This is a genomic window from Streptomyces sp. NPDC091289 (assembly GCF_044757365.1).
Lineage (GTDB): Bacteria > Actinomycetota > Actinomycetes > Streptomycetales > Streptomycetaceae > Streptomyces.
In genome coordinates this window covers 1-21,978 of sequence record NZ_JBIVUT010000005.1, presented here as the reverse complement: position 1 = coordinate 21,978, position 21,978 = coordinate 1, and the positions used below count along the sequence as shown (strand labels likewise).

General features: G+C 70.1%; 19 protein-coding genes. 10 read left to right on the top strand and 9 right to left on the bottom strand.

What is annotated here, in order from left to right:
- The first annotated feature begins 35 nt into the window (after positions 1 to 35).
- On the top strand, positions 36 to 230 hold the full coding sequence (locus tag ACIQPT_RS07570; RefSeq protein WP_401153591.1) for a hypothetical protein: 195 nt from the start codon (positions 36 to 38) through the stop codon (positions 228 to 230).
- Between the two features lie 151 nt (positions 231 to 381).
- Here ACIQPT_RS07570 and ACIQPT_RS07565 read toward each other — a convergent pair whose 3' ends face one another.
- Both ACIQPT_RS07565 and ACIQPT_RS07560 read right to left on the bottom strand, forming a co-directional pair.
- Positions 382 to 1,035, bottom strand: a complete 654-nt coding sequence (locus tag ACIQPT_RS07565) for a hypothetical protein (RefSeq protein WP_401153590.1) — start codon at positions 1,033 to 1,035, stop codon at positions 382 to 384.
- A 74-nt stretch (positions 1,036 to 1,109) separates the two neighbouring features.
- Positions 1,110 to 4,514, bottom strand: coding sequence for a S41 family peptidase (locus ACIQPT_RS07560; RefSeq protein ID WP_401153588.1), 3,405 nt, complete (start codon positions 4,512 to 4,514; stop codon positions 1,110 to 1,112).
- Positions 4,515 to 4,698: 184 nt separating this feature from the next.
- Between ACIQPT_RS07560 and ACIQPT_RS07555 the strand changes: the two genes are divergently transcribed.
- Together ACIQPT_RS07555 and ACIQPT_RS07550 are read left to right on the top strand one after the other, a co-directional pair.
- Entirely contained in the window at positions 4,699 to 5,271 is a 573-nt protein-coding gene (locus ACIQPT_RS07555; protein WP_401153586.1) for a TetR/AcrR family transcriptional regulator, read from the top strand.
- A gap of 120 nt (positions 5,272 to 5,391) precedes the next feature.
- The gene (locus tag ACIQPT_RS07550; protein WP_401153584.1) at positions 5,392 to 7,626 is read left to right on the top strand and encodes an MMPL family transporter; all 2,235 of its coding nucleotides are present in this window, start codon (positions 5,392 to 5,394) and stop codon (positions 7,624 to 7,626) included.
- A gap of 208 nt (positions 7,627 to 7,834) precedes the next feature.
- Here the strand turns inward: ACIQPT_RS07550 and ACIQPT_RS07545 are convergent, their stop codons facing one another.
- Entirely contained in the window at positions 7,835 to 8,266 is a 432-nt protein-coding gene (locus ACIQPT_RS07545) for an SsgA family sporulation/cell division regulator (RefSeq protein WP_401153583.1), read from the bottom strand.
- Positions 8,267 to 8,488: 222 nt separating this feature from the next.
- Between ACIQPT_RS07545 and ACIQPT_RS07540 the strand changes: the two genes are divergently transcribed.
- From ACIQPT_RS07540 to ACIQPT_RS07510, 7 genes are all read left to right on the top strand, one after another.
- On the top strand, positions 8,489 to 9,550 hold the full coding sequence (locus tag ACIQPT_RS07540) for an energy-coupling factor ABC transporter permease (protein WP_401153581.1): 1,062 nt from the start codon (positions 8,489 to 8,491) through the stop codon (positions 9,548 to 9,550).
- 1 nt (position 9,551) lies between these two features.
- Positions 9,552 to 10,313, top strand: coding sequence for a cobalt ECF transporter T component CbiQ (gene cbiQ, locus ACIQPT_RS07535; RefSeq protein WP_401153580.1), 762 nt, complete (start codon positions 9,552 to 9,554; stop codon positions 10,311 to 10,313).
- The gene (locus ACIQPT_RS07530; RefSeq protein ID WP_401153578.1) at positions 10,301 to 11,092 is read left to right on the top strand and encodes an energy-coupling factor ABC transporter ATP-binding protein; all 792 of its coding nucleotides are present in this window, start codon (positions 10,301 to 10,303) and stop codon (positions 11,090 to 11,092) included. The genes cbiQ and ACIQPT_RS07530 overlap by 13 nt, the downstream gene beginning before the upstream one ends.
- A 208-nt stretch (positions 11,093 to 11,300) precedes the next feature.
- A complete protein-coding gene (locus tag ACIQPT_RS07525) occupies positions 11,301 to 12,467 on the top strand; it encodes a serine hydrolase domain-containing protein (RefSeq protein ID WP_401154165.1) in 1,167 nt (388 codons plus the stop codon).
- Positions 12,464 to 13,249 carry an SDR family NAD(P)-dependent oxidoreductase gene (locus ACIQPT_RS07520; protein WP_401153576.1) on the top strand — a complete coding sequence of 262 codons (786 nt, stop codon included), beginning with the start codon at positions 12,464 to 12,466 and terminating at the stop codon, positions 13,247 to 13,249. The genes ACIQPT_RS07525 and ACIQPT_RS07520 overlap by 4 nt, the downstream gene beginning before the upstream one ends.
- A 41-nt stretch (positions 13,250 to 13,290) precedes the next feature.
- Entirely contained in the window at positions 13,291 to 13,776 is a 486-nt protein-coding gene (locus tag ACIQPT_RS07515; protein ID WP_401153575.1) for a GNAT family N-acetyltransferase, read from the top strand.
- Between the two features lie 154 nt (positions 13,777 to 13,930).
- Positions 13,931 to 15,526 (top strand): DUF4157 domain-containing protein, encoded by a 1,596-nt coding sequence (locus tag ACIQPT_RS07510; RefSeq protein WP_401153573.1) that lies wholly within the window; start codon positions 13,931 to 13,933, stop codon positions 15,524 to 15,526.
- Between the two features lie 17 nt (positions 15,527 to 15,543).
- Here the strand turns inward: ACIQPT_RS07510 and ACIQPT_RS07505 are convergent, their stop codons facing one another.
- The 6 genes from ACIQPT_RS07505 to ACIQPT_RS07480 all read right to left on the bottom strand — a co-directional run.
- A complete protein-coding gene (locus ACIQPT_RS07505) occupies positions 15,544 to 16,035 on the bottom strand; it encodes a GNAT family N-acetyltransferase (RefSeq protein WP_401153571.1) in 492 nt (163 codons plus the stop codon).
- Complete coding sequence (locus ACIQPT_RS07500) at positions 16,032 to 16,580, bottom strand: hypothetical protein (protein ID WP_401153570.1); 549 nt, start codon at positions 16,578 to 16,580, stop codon at positions 16,032 to 16,034. The genes ACIQPT_RS07505 and ACIQPT_RS07500 overlap by 4 nt, the downstream gene beginning before the upstream one ends.
- Positions 16,581 to 17,118: 538 nt before the next feature.
- Positions 17,119 to 19,287 carry a permease gene (locus ACIQPT_RS07495; RefSeq protein ID WP_401153568.1) on the bottom strand — a complete coding sequence of 723 codons (2,169 nt, stop codon included), beginning with the start codon at positions 19,285 to 19,287 and terminating at the stop codon, positions 17,119 to 17,121.
- A complete protein-coding gene (locus ACIQPT_RS07490) occupies positions 19,287 to 19,940 on the bottom strand; it encodes an ABC transporter ATP-binding protein (RefSeq protein ID WP_401153567.1) in 654 nt (217 codons plus the stop codon). Before ACIQPT_RS07490 ends, ACIQPT_RS07495 begins: the two co-directional genes overlap by 1 nt.
- 112 nt (positions 19,941 to 20,052) lie before the next feature.
- On the bottom strand, positions 20,053 to 20,226 hold the full coding sequence (locus tag ACIQPT_RS07485) for a hypothetical protein (protein WP_319272376.1): 174 nt from the start codon (positions 20,224 to 20,226) through the stop codon (positions 20,053 to 20,055).
- A gap of 750 nt (positions 20,227 to 20,976) precedes the next feature.
- A partial coding sequence (locus tag ACIQPT_RS07480; protein WP_401153565.1) for a hypothetical protein occupies positions 20,977 to 21,978 on the bottom strand: 1,002 nt, incomplete at its 5' end.

The following is a 21,978-nucleotide window of genomic DNA, read 5'->3' as shown; positions in this document are numbered from 1 at the left end:
CACGTACCCCCACGCATCCCACAGGAGTGAACAGCATGGGTATCGCAGACCAGTTCAAGGACAAGGCGCAGGAGCTCGCCGACCAGGCCAAGCAGAAGGCCGGCCAGGGCAAGGACGAGGCTCAGGAGCGCGGCCAGCAGGCCCGCGACAAGAAGCCGGGCTCCTCCTCGGGCATGAAGGACCGTGCCCAGGACGCGGCGGACCAGGCGCGCGAGCGTTTTGACCGTTGACGGTCGTTGAGGTGTGACGCGTGCGCGCTGCGCTGTGCGCGTGCGTACGCGTTACGTCAGGAGGCGCATCCGGGTGACCGGGTGCGCCTCCTTCTTGTTGCCCGCTGGTCGGTGGACCGGTTTCGGAGTGCTGTCATGAATGCTCGCGCTGTCATGAATGCTCGCGCCGCATGTGGTCGTTGACCGTGTCGATCAGTTCCAGAAGCCCGTCGCGAGTGGCCCAGATGAGATGCCGCGCGACGCACCGCTCTCCGGGGAAGAGCGCGAGGGCGCGTTGCGCTTCTGTGGACAGGGCGGCCGCGCGCTCGTGGCAGTACGGGTGCTCCGCGGCCACGAACCTCCCGACCAGGCCGGAGAAGGGAAGGCCGTCCTCATCTATGAGGATGGCGTTGAAGCCGTAGAGCGACGGGAAGGTCTGCAGGAACTCCCATCCTGCCATGGGGAGTTCGTCGTATTCTGGATAGGGGCTGCGGTTCAGTACTCTCACTGTTTCCGCGAGGATGTGGAGGTATTCCGACGGATTCATGCCTTCGGCCGCCCTTGCGACCTTCTCTCTGAATTCCGGAGGGTAGCCATCGAGTGATCCTGATGACGCCACGGACTCTCCGGCATGGTCCAGCGCAGCCGCTGCCGTGTAGACCGGGCAGTTCCAGTCCGCGGTCCAATTCGTTTCGATCACCCGGATGTAGCGCCGGATCTCGTCATCGAGGGAGAGTTGCCCCTTCGAATCCTGCACCGTTATGGCGAGGTCGATCAGTCGCCTCACCGGGCCGTTCGAGAACAGGCCGACCGTCGATGTCCGCACTGGAGCCGCCTACCTATGGTCTGTTCGGGCTGCCGGCGCCCGTCGATTGCCCATGAACTCTACGGAGCCCCGGGTCACCGCGGCGGCAGCGGTGGCCGCCGCAGGTTCGGGGCCGTGTCGTACGACGGTGGGGTCGCCGCCGGGTGGGCGGCCAGGAGGTCCAGGGCCAGGCGGACCGCGTCGTCGAGGACGCGGTAGCGGCCCTCCGCCCAGTCCAGTGGGGTGCGCAGGGCCTCCACGTCCGGTTCCACGCCGTGGTTCTCCACCGACCAGCCGTACGTGTCGAACCAGGCCGCGTTCATCGGCACCGTGATCACCGTGCCGTCGCCCAGGCGGTGGCGGCCGGTCATGCCGACCACGCCGCCCCAGGTGCGCTGGCCCACCACCGGGCCCAGCTTCAGCAGCCGGAACGCGGCGGTGATCATGTCGCCGTCCGATGAGGTCGCCTCGTCGGCCAGGGCGACGACCGGGCCGCGCGGGGCGTTGGAGGCGTAGCTCACCGCCTGGGCGTTGCGGGTCAGGTCCCAGCCGAGGATCCTGCGGGTCAGCTTCTCGACGACCAGCTCGCTGATGTGGCCGCCCGCGTTGCCCCGGACGTCCACGATCAGGGCGGGGCGGGAGACCTCCAGGCGCAGGTCCCGGTTGAACTGGGCCCAGCCCGAGCCGCCCATGTCCGGGATGTGCAGGTAGCCGCACTTGCCGCCGCTCAACTCCCGTACGACGTCACGGCGTTTGGCCACCCAGTCCTGATAGCGCAGGGGGCGTTCGTCGATCAGGGGCATGATCGCCACCCGGCGGGAGGGGCCTCCTCCGGCCGGGGAGAACGTCAGCTCGACCGTGGTGCCGCCGGCCGCCGTCAGCAGTGGGTACGGGCCCGTCACCGGGTCCACCGGGCGGCCGTCGACGTGGGTGAGGACCGCGCCCTCCCTGATTCCCGTACCCGCCAGAGGCGAACGCGCCTTGGAGTCCGAGGAGTCGCCGGGCAGGATGCGCTGGACGATCCAGGAGCCCTCCCGGCAGACCAGGTTGGCGCCGAGCAGGCCGATCGCCCGCTGGTAGTGCGGCGGGCCCTCGTTGCGGCGGGCGGGGGAGACGTACGCGTGCGAGGTGCCCAGCTCGCCCAGTACCTCGCGCAGCAGGTCCGCGAACTCGTCGGGGGAGGCCACCCGTTGGACCAGCGGGCGGTACTGGTCCAGTACGCCGTCCCAGTCGATGCCGCACATGTCCGGCTCCCAGAAGTAGGAGCGGATGATCCGGCCCGCCTCCCCGTACGCCTGCCGCCACTCCGCCCCCGGGTCGACCTCGTGCAGGATGCGGCGCAGGTCCAGGAAGACCGTGGAATCGGTGTCGCCCGGCTCGGTCGCCGGCAGGGCGCGCAGTTCGCCGTCGTCCATCACGACCAGGCGGGACGCGTCGCCGCTGACCGCGAACCAGTCGAGGTGGTCGACCAGTTCGGTCTTCCGGGCCTTCGCGATGTTGAAGTGCTCCAGGGTCGGCCGCCCCGACATGTCGGCCGGGTTCGCGAACGTCTCGCCCAGCGCCCCCGAGATCGGCCAGCGCAGCCAGACCAGACCGCCGCCGCTCACGGGGGCGAGGGCCGAGTACTTGGAGGCGGAGACCGGGAACGGCGTCACCCGGCTCTCCAGGCCCTCGAACTCGACCATGACCGTGGAGCCCTCGCCCGTACCTCCTGCTTCCGGAACGTCTATCGGGTCCAGGCCGCCCGCCGCCGGGCGGCCGTCGGGCGAGAGGGCGAAGGGGGAGGGCGTCGCCGAGGAGAGCGGCACCAGATACGGGCGGCAGCCGAGCGGGAAGGACAGGTCGCCGGTGTGGACGTCGTACACCGGGTCGAAGCCGCGCCAGGAGAGGAAGGCGAGATAGCGGCCGTCCTCCGTGAAGACCGGGTTCTCGTCCTCGAAGCGGCCGTTGGTGACGTCCACGATCACCGGGGCGCCGGGGCCGGAGATCCGGGCCAGTTTGATCTGCCGCAGCGAGCGGCCGACGCCCGGGTGCGACCAGGTCAGCCAGTCGCCGTCGGGGGAGAAGGCCAGATCGCGGACCGGGCCGTTCACCGAGCGGATCAGCTCCGTGAGGCCGGGGTGCTCGTCGACCGGCGCCGCGCTGTCCGGGGCCGCCGCGCCCGTGGCCGCGTGGAGGTCGGCGCGGGTCGATCCGCTGGGGGGCTTCGCTGCGGTTTCCGAGGGTTCCGAGGGTTCCGCCTCCACCTCGGGCTCCGCCGTGTCCAGGAGCAGCAGGCGGCCGTCGTTCGACGCGATGGCGAGGCGCTCGCCCTCCGGGTCGGAGATCATCTCCTGGACCCGGCCCAGCAGCCCCGAGGCCAGCCTGCGCGGCGGGCGGTCGCCGCTGGCGCGGGGCAGGTAGGCGATCTCGACCGCGTCCGGGCCGTCCGCGTCGGTGACGTACGCGACCTGCCCGCCGCTGCCGAGCATCTCCGGCTGCCGCACCCGTACGCCCGGGGTGTCGGCGATGGTGCGGGCGGGGCCGTCGCGGTGGGTGAGCCAGTAGAGGCTGCCGCGCACGGTGACGGCGCTGGCCCGGCCCGTCTCGTCGACGGAGAGCGAGTCGACGTTGCTGGCGGCGGGCACCTGGTGGACGCGCCGGCCGGTGCGCGGGCCCCCGAGGCGTACCTCCAGCTTGCGCGGGGTGGCGTCGGGCGCCTCCAGGTCCTCGACCAGCCAGAGGTCGCCGGCGCACTGGTAGATCACCCGGTGGCCGTCGCTGGAGGCGTTCCGGGCGTAGAACGCGTCGTGGTCGGTGTGCCGGCGCAGATCGGTGCCGTCCATCAGGCAGGAGTAGAGGTTGCCGACGCCCTCGTGGTCGGAGAGGAACGCGATGCGACGGCCGACGAACATCGGGTTGGCGAGGTGGCCGTCGATGTCCGGGAGCAGGCGTTCGCCGTGCAGCCACAGGCGGCCCATGGCCCCGCCCCGGTAGCGCTTCCAGGCGGCCGGTTCGTGCGGGGGCGTGCCGGTGAGCAGCAGGGTGCGGCGCTCGCCGTCGATGTCGGCGACCGCGATGTCGGAGACCGGGCCCCAGGGGAGCCTGCCGCCGGGGCCGCCGTCGGTGGGGACGCTGTAGGCCCAGGAGAAGTACGAGAACGGCTGGTTGTGCGAGGACACGGCGAGGATCTGGCAGGCCTCGCCCGGATCGGGGCTCCAGCCGCAGACCCGGGCGTCCGTCGAGCCCCAGTGGGTGAGCCGGCGGGCCGGGCCGCCGTCCACCGGGGCGAGGTGGATCTCGGGGTCCAGGGTGCGCCAGGTGGTGTAGGCGATGGAGGAGCCGTCGGGCGAGAAGCGTGGATGGCTGACCCGGGTCCGGTCGACGGTGACCCGCCAGGCCCGTCCTGGGCGGTGCCCCGCGGGGGCGAGGGGGGCGACCCAGAGGTCGTCCTCGGCCGCGAAGCACAGCAAGTCCTGGTGGAGGTGCGGGAAACGGAGATACGCGACGTCGTCACTCACCCCCCAATGTTTTCGGTGCGCGGGTCCCGGGGCAACTTGTGGTGCAGGACACAAGCGAAACGATTTCGTTTCGCTGGGGGATGGGGGTACGGTTCAGGTGTACGAAACAGTTTCGTTCGATGCTGAGCGGGACTGAGCGAGAATGAGCGGGACACCGGACAGGTGAAGCGAAGGAGGTCGGCACATGGCACGCACCAGGCTGACCCCCGAGCGTGAGGGCGAGCTGTACGAGGCCGTCCTCGACCTGCTCCGCGAGGTCGGCTACGACGCCCTGACCATGGACGCCATCGCCGCCCGCACCCGGTCGAGCAAGGCCACCCTCTACCGCCAGTGGGGCTCCAAGCCCGAGCTGGTGGCGAAGGCGCTGCGGCACAACAAGCCGGGGAGCCTCTCGGACATCGACACCGGTTCGCTGCGCGGGGACTTCCATGCCGCGCTGAGCCGGACCGACGACTGCCAGATGGAGAAGGACGCCGCGCTGATGCGGGGTCTGAGCCATGCCGTCCATGAGTTCCCCGAGCTGCTCCAGGCCCTGCGCGAGCTGCTGATCGAACCGGAGATGACCGGTCTCGACCAGCTGCTGCAACGGGCGGTGGACCGGGGTGAGCTGCGCCCGGACAATCCGGCGCTGAAATACATCCCGCACATGCTGGTCGGCGCGCTGGCCGCCCGGCAGCTGATCGAGGACCGCCCGCTGGACCAGGCGTTCCTCGTCGATTACGTGGACTCCGTGATTCTCCCCGCTCTCGGTGTCTGACGTCCCCGTCCCACCTGTACGGCCCTCTCCCCGACGCTCCACCTGACACGCCGCTCTCGTCGTCGGGCTGGTTCCTCACGCCCAATTCCACTCATACGACCTGACCGGGAGTACGCCCCCGTGGCCACTTTCCTCTACAAGCTCGGACGGCTCACCTTCCGCCGCCGCCGCTTCGTCGCCCTGATCTGGGTGGCGTTGCTGGCGGTCGCCGGAATCGGTGCGGCCACCGCGTCCACCGCCACCTCCAGTTCCTTCTCGATTCCCGGTACGGAGGCGCAGCGCGCCTTCGACCTGCTGGAAGAGCGCAACCCCGGCTCCAGTGCCGACGGTGCCACCGCCCGCGTCGTCTTCAAGGCCCCCACCGGTGAGAAGGTGACCGACGCGGAGAACAAGCGCGCGATCACCGGCATCGTCAAGGAGCTGGAGTCCGGCTCGGACCAGATCGCCTCGGTCGCCGACCCGTTCGAGCAGCAGGCCGTGAGCCAGAACGGTTCGACGGCGTACATCTCGGTCTCCTACAAGGTCAACTCCATGGAGCTGACCGACAAGACCACGGACTCCCTGAAGGACGCGGGCAAGGACGCGCAGAGCAGCGGTATGAAGGTGGAGATCGGCGGTGACGCCCTCCAGGTCATGCCGCACACCGGGGCCGCCGAGATCATCGGTGTCGCCATCGCCGCCGTCGTTCTCGTCATCACCTTCGGCTCGCTGATCGCCGCCGGGCTGCCGCTGCTGACCGCCCTGATCGGGGTCGGCATCGGGGTCTCGTCGATCACCGCGCTGGCCAACGTCCTGGATCTCGGCTCGACCACCTCGACCCTCGCCATGATGATCGGCCTCGCGGTCGGCATCGACTACGCCCTGTTCATCGTCTCCCGCTACCGCGCCGAGCTGGCCGAGGGCCGGGAGCGCGAGGAGGCCGCAGGGCGGGCCGTCGGCACGGCCGGATCGGCGGTCGTCTTCGCGGGTCTGACCGTGGTCATCGCCCTGGTGGGCCTCGCCGTCGTCAACATCCCGATGCTGACGAAGATGGGCTTCGCCGCCGCCGGTACGGTCGCCATCGCGGTCGTCATCGCCCTGACCCTCGTCCCGGCCCTGCTGGGCTTCGCGGGCAAGCGGGTCATGGGCCGCAAGGCGCGCAAGGCCGCCGAGGCGGAGAAGAGCCCCGAGGCCAAGCCGAACATGGGCACCCGCTGGGCGCGGTTCGTGCTGCGCAAGCCGGTCTGGGTCATGCTCGTCGGCGTCCTCGGCCTCGGCATCATCGCCGTACCGGCCGCCTCGCTGGAGATGGGTCTGCCCGACGACGGCGCCCAGCCGAAGTCGACCACGCAGCGTCAGGCGTACGACATGCTCTCGGACGGCTTCGGCCCCGGGTTCAACGGTCCGCTGATGGTCGTCGTCGACACGAAGAACAGCTCCGACGGCAAGGCCGCCGCCGCGCGGGTCTCCGAGGAGATCGAGTCCATCGGCGTCGGCGCCGTCGTCCCGGCCGAGTTCAACAAGGCCGGCGACACCGCGACGATCGTGGTCATTCCGAAGGACCGGCCCTCCTCGGCCGGTACGGAGAACGTCGTCCACTCCATCCGTGACGCGGGTGCGGACATCACGTCCGACACCGGTGCCGAGGTGCTGGTCACCGGCGCCACCGCGATGAACATCGACTTCTCGCAGAAGATGAACGACGCGCTGCTGCCCTACCTGGCGCTCGTCGTCGGCCTCGCGTTCCTGCTGCTGATGCTGGTCTTCCGCTCGATCCTCGTTCCGCTGAAGGCGGCCCTGGGCTTCCTGCTCTCGGTGGTCGCGGCCCTCGGCGCGGTCGTCGCGGTCTTCCAGTGGGGCTGGCTCGGCTCGCTCTTCGGTGTCGAGCAGACCGGTCCGATCATGAGCATGATGCCGATCTTCATGGTCGGCGTGGTCTTCGGTCTCGCGATGGACTACGAGGTCTTCCTCGTCACCCGGATGCGCGAGGCGTACGTCCACGGCGAGAGCCCGGGCCAGGCCATCGTCACCGGCTTCCAGCACGGCGCACGGGTGGTCACGGCCGCGGCCGTGATCATGATGGCGGTCTTCGCCGGCTTCATCGGCTCCAGCGAGCAGATGATCAAGATGATCGGCTTCTCGCTCGCCATCGCCGTCTTCTTCGACGCCTTCGTGGTGCGGATGGCGATCGTGCCCGCCGTCCTGGCCCTGCTCGGCAAGAAGGCCTGGTGGCTGCCGCGCTGGCTGGACCGGGCGCTGCCCAACGTGGACGTGGAGGGCGAGAAGCTGCAGAAGCAGCTGACCGACGAGCCCGGTTCCGCGCAGGGGCCCGGCGACGGCGGCGGCGAGGGTGAGCGCGAGCTCGTCCGCGTCTGACCCGATCCGCGTGGGGCCTGTGAGCCCTCCGAACTCCGGGGTCCGCGTCTGAGCGGAGCGCGGCCCCGGAAGCGCCGGTTACCTGTGGGGACGGGGGCCGGGGCACAGCGAAAGCCCCCGTGCGAACAGCACGGGGGCTTTCCTCGTTCCTCCCGGCGTCTCCTCCCGGCGTTTCCCGGCCTTCTCTCGGCGTTCTCTCGGCGTTCTCTCAGCCGCGGGCCGGCTGGGCGCCCCGTTCCGGGCGGGTGGCGGTGGCGGTGGTGGTGCGGGACGGCGGCTGTGGCTCCCGGTCGGCGTCCGGTGGCGTGGCCGGTGTCTGCGCGCGGGTCCGGGCGAGGAAGCGGATCAGCGTCCGGATCTCGAACTGGAACACCTCGACCCCGTCCGTCGAGTGCAGCTCCACGATCAGCTGCGTACGGCCGCACGGCCAGACGCGGACGGCGCCGCGCTCGATCGGGGTGCGCAGGCCGCGTTCCAGGAGATCGCGGCCGAACGCCCAGTCGGTGCCGTCGGGCAGCCCGATGTGGACGGTGCGCCGCTCGTCGGCCGGGTCGTAGCGCAGGTCCACGGGGACCGGACGGGTCAGAGGGCCATCGGTGATGAGCCGGGCTCGTGCATGTACTTCGACGACAGGGGACATAGGCCGGCTCCTCCTATATGTGTAGCTCTGCCCTCTAATGTCCCATATTTTACGGAAGTGGCGCGGTGAGCCCGGGGTCGCGCTGGGTACAAGTGCCGGGCTGCCGCTCTTGCGCATGGTTCGCAGGAGAGCACTATTATTGATGGGTTCATGACCCCGCCCGCGGGACCGCGTCCACACGGGCGCGGAGACCGTGCGGACCCGCAGAAAGCGGAGCCTCCCATGCATGTACCCGATGGTTTCATCGATGCACCTGTCTCCGTGGCCGCCGGGGTGATCGCCGCCGGCGCCGTCGCCGTCAGCCTGCGCGGCGCGCGCCGCGAGCTGGACGAGCGCACCGCCCCGCTCGCCGGGCTCGTCGCCGCCTTCATCTTCGCCGTGCAGATGCTGAACTTCCCCGTCGCGGCCGGCACCAGCGGGCACCTCATGGGCGGGGCGCTGGCCGCGATCCTCGTCGGGCCCTATACGGGGGTGCTCTGCGTCGCGGTGGTGCTGCTGATGCAGGGCATCTTCTTCGCCGACGGAGGCCTGACCGCCCTCGGCGTCAACATCACCGTCATGGGCGTCGTCACCGTCGTCGTCGCGTACGCCCTGTTCCGGCTGCTGACAGGGGTGCTCCCGCGCACCCGCAGGTCCGCCACCGCTTCCGCCTTCGTCGCCGCACTGATCTCCGTACCGGCCGCGGCCGCCGCCTTCACCCTCCTCTACTGGATCGGCGGCACCACCGACATCCCGATCGGCAAGGTCTTCACGGCCATGGTCGGCGTCCACGTCCTGATCGGCATCGGCGAGGCGGTCATCACCGCGCTGACCGTGGGCGCGGTCCTCGCCGTACGCCCCGACCTCGTCCACGGCGTCAGCGGAATCGCCGCCCCCCTCAAGCTCCGGATCGACGGCGAACTGGTCGACGCCCCCGCCGCCACCCGCGAACCCGAGCCGGTCGCCCACCGCTCCACCCGCGGCTTCTGGATCACCGGCCTGGTCTCCGCGTTCCTGCTCGCCGGCGTCGTCTCCTTCTACGCCTCCGCCAACCCGGACGGCCTGGAGAAGGTCGCCGCCGACCAGGGCATCGACGAGAAGGCCGAGGAGCACGGCGCGGCCGACTCCCCGCTCGCCGACTACGGCGTCGGCGACATCGCCAACGCCCGGCTCTCCGGCGGCCTCGCCGGAGTGATCGGCGTCAGCGCCACCGTCGTCGTCGGCACCGGCGTGTTCTGGGTCGTCCGCCGCCGCCGCGAGGGGGACGAGCGGAACAACGCCTCCCGCGATCACGAGAACGCCTGACATGGGTGCGGGCCACGCCCACAAGCTCTACCGGCACGGACACTCGCCGGTCCACGACCTGCCCCCGCACTGCAAACTCGCGGCCGTCTTCTGCTTCGTGCTCGTGGTCGTCTCCACCCCGCGCGAGGCGATGTGGGCCTTCGGGCTGTACGCGGCGCTGCTCGCCGCCGTCGCCGCCGTGGCCCACGTCCCCGCCGGCTTCCTGCTGAAGCGACTCGTCGTCGAGGTGCCGTTCGTCGCGTTCGCCCTGCTCATGCCCTTCGTGGTGCCGGGCGAGCAGACGAGCGTCCTCGGCGTCTCCGTCAGCGTCCCTGGCCTCTGGGGCGCCTGGAACGTGCTGGCCAAGGCCACCCTCGGCGTCGCCGCCTCCGTGCTCCTGGCCTCCACCACCGAACTGCGCGCCGTCCTGCTCGGCCTCCAGCGCCTCAAGCTGCCGCCGTTGCTCGTGCAGATCGCCTCGTTCATGATCCGGTACGGGGACGTCGTCACCGACGAGATGCGGCGCATGTCGATCGCCCGCCGCTCCCGGGGCTTCGAGGCGCGCGGCGTACGGCAGTGGCGGGTGCTCGCCGCCTCGGCGGGCGCCCTGTTCATCCGCTCCTACGAACGCGGCGAACGCGTCCACCTCGCCATGGTCAGCCGCGGCTACACGGGCACGATGCCGGTGATCGACGAGGCGACCGCCACCCGCACCCAGTGGGCGTACGCGGCGGCCCTCCCCGCACTCGCCCTCGCCGTCTGTCTGCTGGGATGGACCCTGTGACCACCTCTACGGATGACACGCCGGCCGACGCCCCGTCGCTCGAGGTCAGCGGCCTCGCCTACGCCTACCCCGACGGCCACCAGGCCCTCTTCGGGGTGAACCTGACCGTCGGACGCGGCGAACGCGTCGCGCTCCTCGGCCCCAACGGGGCGGGCAAGACCACGCTCGTCCTGCACCTCAACGGCATCCTGGACGCCGGCTCGGGCACGGTGCGCGTCGCCGGACTCCCGGTGGCCAAACGGAATCTGGCCGAGATCCGCCGCCGCGTCGGCATCGTCTTCCAGGACCCGGACGACCAGCTGTTCATGCCCACCGTCCGCGAGGACGTCGCGTTCGGCCCGGCCTCCGCCGGACTGCGCGGCCCGGAGCTGGAGGAGCGGGTCCTGCACGCCCTGAAACAGGTCGGCATGGAGGAGTACGTTGCCCGGCCGCCGCACCACCTCTCCTTCGGGCAGCGCCGCCGCGTCGCCGTGGCCACCGTCCTCGCGATGGAGCCGGAGATCCTCGTCCTGGACGAACCCTCGTCCAACCTGGACCCGGCCTCCCGCCGCGAACTGGCCGATATCCTGCGCTCCTTGGACGTCACCGTGCTGATGGTCACCCATGACCTGCCGTACGCCCTGGAGCTCTGCCCGCGCGCTGTCATCCTCAGCGAGGGCGTCATCGCCGCCGACGACCGTACGCAGGACCTCCTCTGCGACGAGAAACTGATGCGCTCCCACCGGCTGGAGCTGCCGTTCGGCTTCGATCCGCGGTCGGTCACCGTTCCATCGCCGTAAACAGATCGTGACAGTGCGGTGGTCACGGCGACCCGCCCCCCGAACACCCCGCCGGGGCGTGCACCATGGGGGGATGAGCGGGAGCGCGGGAGTGAGCACGGCGGGCGCGGAAGCGGAACCGGAACGGGACACAGGGGCAGGAGCAGGCGCGGAGGCGGAGGCGGCGGAGGCCGTGACCGCGTCCGTGACCGCGTCCGTGACCGCGTCCGTGGACGTACGGGGCACGGTGGCGCCCGGATTCGAAGCGGTCGCGGACGCGTTCGTCCGCAACTTCGAGCAGCGCGGGGAGCGCGGCGCGGCCGTCGCCGTCTACCGCCACGGGCGCAAGGTCGTCGACCTGTGGGCCGGTACGCGAGACGTCGACGGCACCGAGCCGTGGGCCGTCGACACCGTCCAGATCGTCCGCTCGGCCGGCAAGGGCATCGCCGCCGCCGTGCCGCTCCTCCTCCACCAGCGCGGGCAGGTCGACCTGGACGCCCCCGTCTCCACCTACTGGCCGGAGTTCAAGCAGAACGGCAAGGAACGCGTCCTCGTCCGCGACCTCCTCGCCCACCGGGCCGGGGTCCCCGCCCTGGACACCGCCCTCACCCCCGCCGAGGCCGCCGACGGGGTCTCCGGGCCCGCCGCCGTCGCCGCCCAGCGCCCGCAGTGGGAGCCCGGCACCGACCACGGCTACCACGCCCAGACCTACAGCTGGCTGATCGGCGAACTGGTCCGCCGCGCCACCGGCCGCACCATCGGCCGCTGGATCGCCGAGGAGATCGCCCGCCCGCTCGGCCTCGACTTCTGGTTCGGGCTCCCCACCGACGAGGCCCACCGCATCGGCCGCATCGGCCCCGTGGAACCCCCGTCGTCCGCCGCCGCCTCGGGCGCCCTGCGCGTACGCCCCAAACGCTCCGTCGTCGAGGCCTACCGCGACCCGGACTCGCTCACCCGCCGGGCGTTCGGCGCGATCGACCCGTTCCCCGACGAGAACGACCCCGCCTACCGCGCGGCCGAACTCCCCGCGTCGGGCGGCATCGCGACCGCCCGGGGCCTGGCCCGCTGCTACGCCGCGATGATCGGCCCGGTCGACGGCCACCGCCGCCTGTTCGCCCCCGCCACGCTGACCCTGGCCCGTACCGAGGAGTCGGCGGGCCCGGACCGGGTCCTGGTCGTCAACACCCGCTTCGGCCTGGGCTACATGCTGCACGGCCCGGCGGCGCCGCTGCTGGGCCCCGGCTCGTTCGGCCACCCGGGCCGGGGCGGCTCCCTCGGCTTCGCGGACCCGGAATCGGGCATCGCGCTGGGCTACGTGACCAACGGCCTCCAGAAGGGAGTCACCGCCGACCCCCGTGCCCAGGCCCTGGTCAGAGCAGTACGGTCGGCGCTATGACACGACTCCGCTTTGATGGCTACAGCGTCCTGATCACCGCCGCCGGCCAGGGCATCGGCGCGGCAACGGCCCACCGCCTGGCGGCGGAAGGGGCCTCCGTCCTCGTCACCGACCTGGACGCGAAGCGCGCGTCGGACACGGCGGCGGCGATACGCGAGGCGGGCGGCACGGCTGCCTCCCTGGCCTGCGACGTGGCCGACCGGACGGCGGTCGAGGCGGCGGTGGCGTACGCGGTCGAGACCTTCGGCCGACTCGACGTCCTGGTCAACAACGCCTACGCGGCGAGCGAGGACGAGACGCTCTTCGAGGACGAGACGGACGAGGCCTGGGAACGCGACCTGGACATCACCCTCTCCGGCCCGTTCCGCTGCGCCCGCGCCGCCCTGCCGCACCTGGTCGCCTCCGGCCGGGGCGCGATCGTCACCATCGGCTCGGTCAACGGCGAACAGGACTTCGGCGGCCACGCCTACAGCGCGGCGAAGGCGGGCCTGACCAGCCTGACCCGTACGCTCGCGGGCCACGCGGGACCGCGCGGTGTACGCGTCAACCTGGTCGCCCCCGGCACGATCCGCACCGACGCCTGGGCGGGCCGCGACGCCGAACTGGCCCGGGCCGCCGCCCTCTACCCGCTCGGCCGCGTCGGCACCCCCGAGGACATCGCGTCCGCCGTCGCCTTCCTCGCCTCCACCGACGCGGCCTGGATCACCGGCACGACGCTGCGCGTGGACGGCGGGATCCTCGCGGTGAACACGGGCTTCCGGCAGGCGATGGCGCAGCCGTAAATCCGTGGTGGCTCGCGACCGGGCGGTCCTACCCTGCGCGGATGATCGACCACGGACACACCGACAGCACCGGCCGCCCCGTCACCCTCCACGCGGTGGACGCGGACAACTGGCGGGCGGTCGCCGACAGCGCGCCCCACGACGACCAGCGCGCCTGGGTCCCGGCCCTGGCCGCCCGCTATCTGCTGCTGAGCAGCCGCGAGGACACCTGGACCTCGCTGGCCGTCCGCGCGGGCGACGAGGTGACCGGGCACATCATGTGGGCCCGGGACGAGGAGGACGGTTCGTACTGGATCGGCGGCATGCTGATCGACGCCGCCCACCAGGGCACGGGCATCGGCCGCGCAGCCGTACGCACCCTGGCGGCCTGGCTCGCGGCCCGCGAGGACTCCACGGCCGTACGCCTCTCGTACGCCCCGGCCAACGTGCCCGCCGCGCACCTGTACACCTCGCTCGGCTTCCGCCCGACGGGGGTGGAGGAGGACGGGGAGGTGGTGGCGGAGCTGGTCACGAGCTCCGCTCGGTAGGCCGGTCGATGAGGCATGCTCCGCGCAGGAACGCCGAAGGGGCCGACCGGCAGGTGATCCCCGGCCAGTCAACTGTGCCCTTGAGGACCTGGAATCGGGGCCGTGCCTCCGCGTATGAAGGGAGAGCCATTCCCTCAGCCGCGAAGAGGTCTCCATGTACAGCCAGGACGGGGCCCGAGAGGCCGGTGCGAAGAACAGCAAGGCTCAGGCGCAGCCCCGTAAGCCCGTTGAGCCGGGCGGGGCGTCGCCCAACGGCCCTCTCGCCCTCCAGAGCACGATGGGGAACGCGGCCGTCGTCCAGATGATGCGGGCCGCCGCGGGCGGTCAGGAGGACCGGCACCGGCACGGCGACGGCTGCGGCCACGAACAGGCCGAGCAGGCCGGACAGGCCGGGCAGTCAGCCCCGGCCCCCGTGCAGCGTTCCGCCGTCCACGGCGTGCTGCGGGGCGCGGGCCGGCCGCTGGACCGTGCCACCCGCAGCGACATGGAGGGCCGTCTCGGCGCGGACTTCTCCGACGTACGCATCCACAACGACGCCGCCGCCAAGGCCTCCGCCGCCGAGATCGGCGCCCGCGCCTACACCTCCGGCAGCCATGTCGTCATCGGCAACGGCGGCAACGACAAACACACCCTCGCCCACGAGCTCACGCACGTCATCCAGCAGCGCCAGGGGCAGGTCGCGGGCACGGACACCGGTGACGGGCTGAAGGTCTCCGATCCGTCCGACCGCTTCGAACGCGCGGCGGAAGCGAACGCGACGCGGGTGATGCGTGCCCCTGCGGTACGGGAGGCGGCCGTTCAGCGGCAGGCGACGGAAGCTCCCGGGCCGTACGCCCACGACCTGGGCCACGCCGTCCAGCGGGTGGCGGAGGCCAAGCCGAACCGGCTGTTCCCCCAGCAAGGACCTTCGTGCTGGCTCTTCGTCCTCGAGGCCATCGCCCAGGCCTACGGCATCGACACCACGTACCTGCGCCTGGCCATGGGCACCCACCCGACGGGTTCGGCCCTCGCGACCAGGGTGGCCGGTGACAAGGCCGCCGGCCGGGAGCAGAGCCGCCGCAAGACGTCGATGACCATGATGGTCGAGCGCCTGGAAAAGCTGCTGGGTCTCCTGCGGGGCCTCCCCGGAGACAGCATTTCGGAAACCCAGCTCAGGGACTTCGGCCGTCAGATCGAGATGGGCACGGCATGGGTGCACATCCTGGAATTCGACCAGAACGGAAACGCTGACCTCCAGGACATCGTGGAGAACTTCGAGAAGGCTCACGCCCGGGCGGAGATCCTGACCCAGCATGTCGGCGGAGAAGGCGACGAGGTCGCGGAGTTCCTGAAGATGGGAGTGTCCCGGGTCGACTTCACCGACGACGTCGACGACGTCAAGATGTCCCTGGGAAACCAGGAGAAGTTCCCCATGTTCCTCAGCGTGCGTGCCGTCCTGAAGCCCACCACCGCGGAGGTGGCGGAAATGAGGGCGGCCGGGCAGGAGATCTTGAGGGGTCAGTACAAGAAGACGTTCGACTGGACCGGAAGGGAGGGGGAATCGCTGGACAGCACCGTCCACGCGGTCCTTCTGACCAACTACGACAAGTCCACCGGGCACGTCACCTACAAGGACCCCAACCGCGGTAACGCGGAATTCAAGATCACCATCAAGACGTTCATCAAGATGGCCGGATCCAAGCAAGGGTCCGACAGACTGACCATGCGCCCGTTCAGCGACAACGGAGCACTCAACTCCCTGGGTGCGTGAGCTCACGAGCTCCCGAGCTACGGCATCGGGCCCAGGATCATCAGCCTCGTGGGATCGGACACGGGGACGAACCCGACCTTGGCGTACAGCTCGTGGGCGTCGAGCGTGGCGAGAAGGGTCCGCTTGAGCTCGTACGGGGCGAGGTGATCGCGTACGGCGGTCGCCAGCCGTACGCCGAGGCCCCGGCCGCGGTGCGCGGGGTCCACGTAGACGTCGCAGAGCCAGGCGAAGGTCGCCCGGTCCGTGACGACGCGGGCGTAGGCGACCTGCGTGCCCTCGGCGTCGTAGACCCCGAAGTTGAGCGATCCGCGCATGGACCGCTCGACGAGGTCACGACTGCGGCCGAGCGCCCAGAAGGCGTCGGTGGAGAGCCAGTGGTGCACCCGGCCGATGTCGATGCGGTCCGGGTCGGTGTCGATGGCGTATCCGTCCACGAGTCCGTTCCCGGGCCCGGACCCGAGGCCGTCCTGCTCCCCGTAGGCGTTCTCGTCGCGCGTGGTGGTGGTCATGGGCGGGATGGTAGCCGTGGCGGCAGGCGGACGACCTCGCGCTCCGACCGCGACTGCGACTGCGGCTGTGACCCGGCTCCGGCTCCGGCTCTGGCTCCGGCATCAGCCGTGGGGCCGCTCAGTTCCGCTCTCCCGAGAGTTGCCGCCACCATGTGCCGGGCATCGAACTTCCAGGCGACCAGGTCCACGCAGGTATGCACGCTGGATCCGAGGTCCAGGTTCCGGCGGGCGGCGACCCACTCGACCAGGGCGCCGGGATCCGCGGGCAACCCGGTGAAGTGGACCAGGTTCGCGTACCAGATGTCACGGTTGAACCCGGCTTCGAACCAGCCGTCATCCGCCAGCTCTTCCGCCAGGCACTCGGCGAACTGCTCGACGGCGGGGCCTGACGGAGAGGCGCACAGCATGACACTCGCGGGAGTGAGCGTCAGCCCTGTCAGCTCCAGCCGGATGCTGCCCACCCGGGCAGACGACTGCCGAAGTGCTGCCTGATAGCGCATGACCCGCTCGTCACCCTCCGGGATGGATGACCGGTAATTCTCCAATGTGCGGATGGTGAAATGCGAGGAGGCCGCGGCACCTGTCGGCCAATGCGAGTCTCCCGCTACGGCCATGGCCTCGGAGGTAACGCGTTCCATGCGTCGCGCGACGGATGGGTCCGGTCGCAGAGCGGCAGTGATCCCCCACCGTCCGCCACCGTCCAGGGGTGGCTCCTGGCAGGGGACTTCTCCGGACAGGAATGCATCCCGTCCACGTTCGAACAACTCCGAAAACCGCGCGCTTCCCATGCGCCTGATCCTGCCTCTGCCCCTGCAGCCAGTCCAGATCCAGGCTGAGTTCAAAGGCAGGGACTGAGCTTGTCGTTTAACCGGTGGCCTCGAACGGCTTCTCGTACCTGGCCCCTCACCTGGGGACACGCCGGACGTGAGGGTGGCCCCTGCCTGAATCATGCGCTCCGACCCTGATCGAGGTCGGCGCGACGGCAGCGGCAGAACCACCGCGCCCGCGCGAGGCTCTCACGCGTGCGGAACCGGGTTCCTGCACGCTCACTCGTCCCGGGCAGCCGGCCGGGGTGTGTTTCGTTCAATCGGCTGAGGGGCGCCACAGGTTGGCCTCCCGGGCAGCCGCTCGCGCGCCGAGGAACCCGACGGTCAGGGAAACCGCAGCACACACGGTGATCCCGAATCCGAGAACCGTCCAGGACACGGAGCCTTCCTGGACCAGGGCGATGAAGAAGACCGAATGCCACGCCGTCACGGCCCCCGTGACCACGGTGGAGATGAGCAACGGGACGGTCAGGTGCCAGGAGGTCACGGAGCGGAAGACCCGGCGGTGGCCGGTCAGGACGGTAAGCGGGGCCAGGGCGTGGCGGACCCGGACGAACTCTGCCGCTGCACTCATCGAACCGGCCACGAGAATGAACAGGATCCCAGTGACGCCGAACAGCTGGATCCAGTTCGGCAGGTGGGAACGCGAGGACCCCAACCAGTTTCCGCCGAGGGCCTCGACCTGCAGCGAGGGGTGGGGAAGGGTGAACGCAGCCTGCTTCACCGCAACGAGTTGCCCCGGTGTGGGGGTCACGACAACGAGAGACTGCGTGCCGTCCGGCTTCACGCTGATGCGGGGGATCTCTGCGAATCTGAGGTCGCCGTACCAGCGACCCATCTCTTCCACCTTGGCCGACGACGTGCTGTTCCTCGTTTCTGCCTTGGTGTCACCGCCACAGGTCACTTGCAACCTGCGTAGATCGCGGCAAGATCCTCCTATGGTCGTCCAGGGGTCTTCGGACGTTCCGGGATCGTGAAAAGTCCGGTTCAGCAGTATCGAACCGGCCGGAAGCTTTGAGCGGAACCGATCCGTTTCCGACACGCTCATGCCGCCGACGGTCACCTCGATCACCGTGTCTTTGATCCGCTGGTGGGTGGCGACTGCCGCCTGAGAATGCACTCCGAGCCTGCTGGTCCACACCTGCATCTGGGCGACGATCCCGATACCGATCACCATGGCCAGAGCGAGGCGCACGATCACGCCGGGATGCGCGTGCGTCCACCGTCCGCCGATCAGACGGCCCGCATGCCCCCTGCGATGCCCGTTGGCGGCGAGCCAGGAGCCCAGGTGGCGGGTGAGGAGCGCCACGACCGAGGAAAGAAAGGCCCACATCACGACGGTCCCGAAGGTGAACACGACGAGCTGGGCCTTGCGGGGCACGTACTGGCTCGTCAGGACCAGCGCGACGCCGACACCGCAGGCGACCAGGCGCCACGCGGGAACACGGGAGGTGAAAGAGGCGGGGCGGGTGGACCTGCCGTCCCGGCTGATGCGGTGCGTACCCACCACGATGCCCAGCACGATCAGCAGAGACACAGCCGCCGACGCCATGGCGGTCGGCCATGCCGCCCACAGGTCACGGTGATCGAGGATGTATCCGGTGGGCGCAAGGCGAATGTCCCACACGGAAGCCACGGCATACGGGACGAATGCGATGAGCGTGCCCAGGGCTGCGGGAATCGCGGCTTCACCGATGTTGACGATCATCCGGTGCCGCCATGTACCACCCAGGGCTTGCAGCAGGCTGCTGCGTCGGTCACGGGTGCGGGAGCCGACCCGAGCGGCAACCACAGCCAGGGCGAGGGCGGGTAGCCCGGTCAGTGCCCACAGAGCCAGGACGGGGGACGTCACAGGGGGCTGATCGGCCATCTCTCCCGTCGCTCCGCCGCCGCTACCGAAGGCGGAAACCCCCATCCACCTGGGATCATCCTTCGGCGGAGTGTCCGTTGCCCGGACATAGGCGATCCGCTCGGAGGGGGTGACCAGCCCATCGTTGGTGATGGTTCCGGCCAACCGTCCATACCGGTTCAGGATGCCCTCGTCGCCCCCGGTCCTGACAACCTCGGGAGAGAGCAGGACCTCGCCCGGGTCCGGCCAGCGGGCCACACCGGCAGGAAGAGGAGCCTCGGGTGTGAGCGGGTGGAGGAACACGACGGATACGGGCCTGGAGCCGACAGAGTCGATCCCCTCCCGGTACAGCAGCTTGGCGTCCTTGCTGAAAGTGATCACCGGCCCTCTGGCATCCGATCTGGTCTCGCGGCCGTGATACGTCGCAACGGTGGCCGCGGTCGCCAAGGTGACGAAGGCGACCGCGGCGGCGGCGCAGAACAGACCCCACCAGCGCAGACGGTCGCCGGGAGTGGAGCGGCCCGCTGCGAGACCGATCCTGAACAGCTTTCCCGCGGTTCGGACTCTTTCCTGCATCAGAGGGCTCCTGCTTCGGCCAGGATTCCGCCGAGGAGCTCGTGCCGGCGGTCGGCCCGAGCAGCCACCGTCAGGTCGTGCGTGACCAGTAGCAGTGCGCAGCCGCGCTCGCGGGCAGTCGTGAACAGCAGCCGGGCGACTCCCTCCTTGGCGTCGGGGTCCAAGGCTCCCGTGGGCTCATCGGCGAGGAGGACGTCCGGCTCGGTGATCAGGGCCCGTGCGACGGCCGTGCGCTGGCGTTCGCCGCCCGAGAGCATGCCGGTCGGGGTGGAACCGGCAGGGACGCCGAGTTCGTCGAGGAGCTCCTCCGCACGTCGGTAGGCATCCTGGTGGCGGCCTCCGTCGAGCAGGATCGGCAGGGCGACGTTCTCTACCGGACTGAGTTCGGGAAGGAGCTCACCGAACTGGAACACCATGCCCAGAGTCTCCCGCCGTACCTGCGCAAGCTGCGTGGGTCTGAGCCCGGTGATCTCCCGCCCCCCGGCGGTGATGGTGCCTGTCTGCGGCTTTATCAGGCCGAGGATGCACATGAGCAGCGTCGATTTGCCGGACCCGCTGGGACCGGTCACTGCGACCGACTCGCCGGGAGACACGGACAACTCCACGCTGTCGAGGAGGGTCCGGCCCTCGATCCGATAGCAGAGGCCGCTCACGCGGAGCCCCGGCGAATCACTTTGCTTCACAGAATTTTGCCTTTGTCAGAAAATGGGGGCACCGCGCCGGCCCGGTACGGGCCGGCGCGGCATATTGGGGTGGAGAGCAGACTTACGGGATGACCCAGCCCGAGCAGTCGTCCGGCGATCCGTAGTTCTCGTCACATGCCTTGAACTTGTAGATTCTGGATCCGTCGCCGGAGGTGGCCTTGGTCCCCGGGCCACTGTGGTTCCACAGGGTTCGCTTGGTCTCCGAGCTGGACGTCCGGTAGTACTCGGCCTTCACCGGGTCCCCGTCCTTGCTGTTGTCCTTGCATACCAGAGAGGCGGCGGTGGCGTGATCGCCGATTGATGCACATCCCTATTCTGGCGACGTCCATGCCGGGGCCCAGTGTGACGCAACGATCACCATAAACAAGTGAGGCGCTTGTATGCAGAGTTGGCCTATCAAAGGCTCAAAATCGATCACGGTGCGCCAGCCTGGCCTTTAACTGATGCGTGTACACAAACGCTACCTATGACGCTGGTAACCATGGGGAGTTTTGGCCTGAATCCAGTCTTCGGAATAGGAGCCTCCGTGCCAGCCGACGAGATCGCATCGCGCGCTGGGCTGCTCTGTCCCTGAAGTGATGATCGGGACAGATGCCGCGTAGTTCCATGGTGCCCATGTGACCCGTTGCGCGAGTGGCCCTACGCTTCGGCCACGTGGCCACCGTCTACGACCAATCAGGCAACGAGGTGGACTGCGGGCATCAGCGCCCCCTCGAAGTCCTGCGCGCTTGGACCGAGTCGGCCGAGGCCGCCGCCCGGCGAAACGCCGAGTCACCCACGCTTCGAGACGGGACCCGCGAGCATGCCCAGCACATGCGGTGGGCACTGACACGAGCCGAAGCTACCGACCGGCCGACACAAGAAGCCCCCTCCGCACCATGACCACGCGACAGGTCAGTGGATGAACGACAAGTTGAAGGGGCCTACGCGTCGGCCGTCGGTGAATTGACAGTCAGTTGTGAGCCTCGCCCGTCCTGTATGCCCATCAGGCTGCGGTTGGCATGTCGTCGGTTCGGTGCTCGTGGTGTGCGCGGGTTTCGCGGCAGTCGCGGCAGTGGCCGGGGGTGGGGGAGCGGAAGGCGCGGTCGCAGTCGTCGCAGGTCTGGAAGGGGGTGACGGTGACGCGGGGGCGGTGGGTGAGTGTGTCGAGTGCGGTGAGGTCGTGGGTGCCGGGGGGTGGGGGTGGGAGGAGTTCGGTGAGCCGGTATTTGAGGAGGCTGGCGGGGTGGTTGAGGGGGTTGGGCAGGTCGTCGGTGAGGGTGCGGCGGATGGTGTCGGGGTGGGTGGCGCGTTCGAGCCAGGCGGCGACTGCGGGGGCGAGTCGGTGGATGTCGTTCTCGGAGAGGGTGAACTGGGGTGTGTGGCGGGGGAGGTCGCTGAGGAAGGTGGTGGCTGCGTGCTGGAGTTCCGGGGTGAGTTCGCTGGGTTGGGGGAGGGGTTTGCGCGGGGGCTTGGGCGCGGTCGGGGGCGGTACGAGCGGTAGCGGGGGCGGCAGTGGTACGGAGGGTGGGGTCGGCGGCAGCGGCAGCGGCAGCGGGGGCGGTGCGAGCAGGGCTGCGGGCGTCTGCGGCGTTGGTGCGAGGGTCTGGGCCGGGGCCGGCGCGGGGATCTCGCTCGGGGCGGTGGGTTGTTGTGGGGCTGCCGGGTGGGGGAGGAGCAGTGCGGTGGGCTGGTTGCAGAAGACGGTGCGGGTGATGAACTTGCCGTTGGGGCGTCGGTCGCGGGCTCGTTGGAGGTAGCCGTGGTCTTCCAGTTCGCGCAGGGCGGCGGCGATGCGCTTCTCGCCCTCTTTGCAGTGGGCGGCGAGTGCTTTGATGCCGACCCTGGTTCCTTGGGGTAGCGACTGGATGCGTACGGCGAGGCCGACGGCGGTGCAGCTGAGGTCGGGGTGTTGGGCGAGGTGGTTGCCGACCACGGTGAAGTGGGTGGTGTGCGGGATCTCGATGTGGATCACGCCTCGGGCCGGGAGAGGCCCGGGAATCTCTGC

Excerpts from the sequence above, each read along its gene's own strand:
- ACIQPT_RS07570 (WP_401153591.1), top strand. The coding sequence starts at position 36 with ATGGGTATCGCAGACCAGTTCAAGGACAAGGCGCAGGAGCTCGCCGAC.
- ACIQPT_RS07555 (WP_401153586.1), top strand. The coding sequence starts at position 4,699 with ATGGCACGCACCAGGCTGACCCCCGAGCGTGAGGGCGAGCTGTACGAG.
- ACIQPT_RS07545 (WP_401153583.1), bottom strand. The coding sequence starts at position 8,266 with ATGTCCCCTGTCGTCGAAGTACATGCACGAGCCCGGCTCATCACCGAT.
- ACIQPT_RS07540 (WP_401153581.1), top strand. The coding sequence starts at position 8,489 with ATGCATGTACCCGATGGTTTCATCGATGCACCTGTCTCCGTGGCCGCC.
- cbiQ (WP_401153580.1), top strand. The coding sequence starts at position 9,552 with ATGGGTGCGGGCCACGCCCACAAGCTCTACCGGCACGGACACTCGCCG.
- ACIQPT_RS07530 (WP_401153578.1), top strand. The coding sequence starts at position 10,301 with ATGGACCCTGTGACCACCTCTACGGATGACACGCCGGCCGACGCCCCG.
- ACIQPT_RS07520 (WP_401153576.1), top strand. The coding sequence starts at position 12,464 with ATGACACGACTCCGCTTTGATGGCTACAGCGTCCTGATCACCGCCGCC.
- ACIQPT_RS07515 (WP_401153575.1), top strand. The coding sequence starts at position 13,291 with ATGATCGACCACGGACACACCGACAGCACCGGCCGCCCCGTCACCCTC.
- ACIQPT_RS07510 (WP_401153573.1), top strand. The coding sequence starts at position 13,931 with ATGTACAGCCAGGACGGGGCCCGAGAGGCCGGTGCGAAGAACAGCAAG.
- ACIQPT_RS07505 (WP_401153571.1), bottom strand. The coding sequence starts at position 16,035 with ATGACCACCACCACGCGCGACGAGAACGCCTACGGGGAGCAGGACGGC.
- ACIQPT_RS07495 (WP_401153568.1), bottom strand. The coding sequence starts at position 19,287 with ATGCAGGAAAGAGTCCGAACCGCGGGAAAGCTGTTCAGGATCGGTCTC.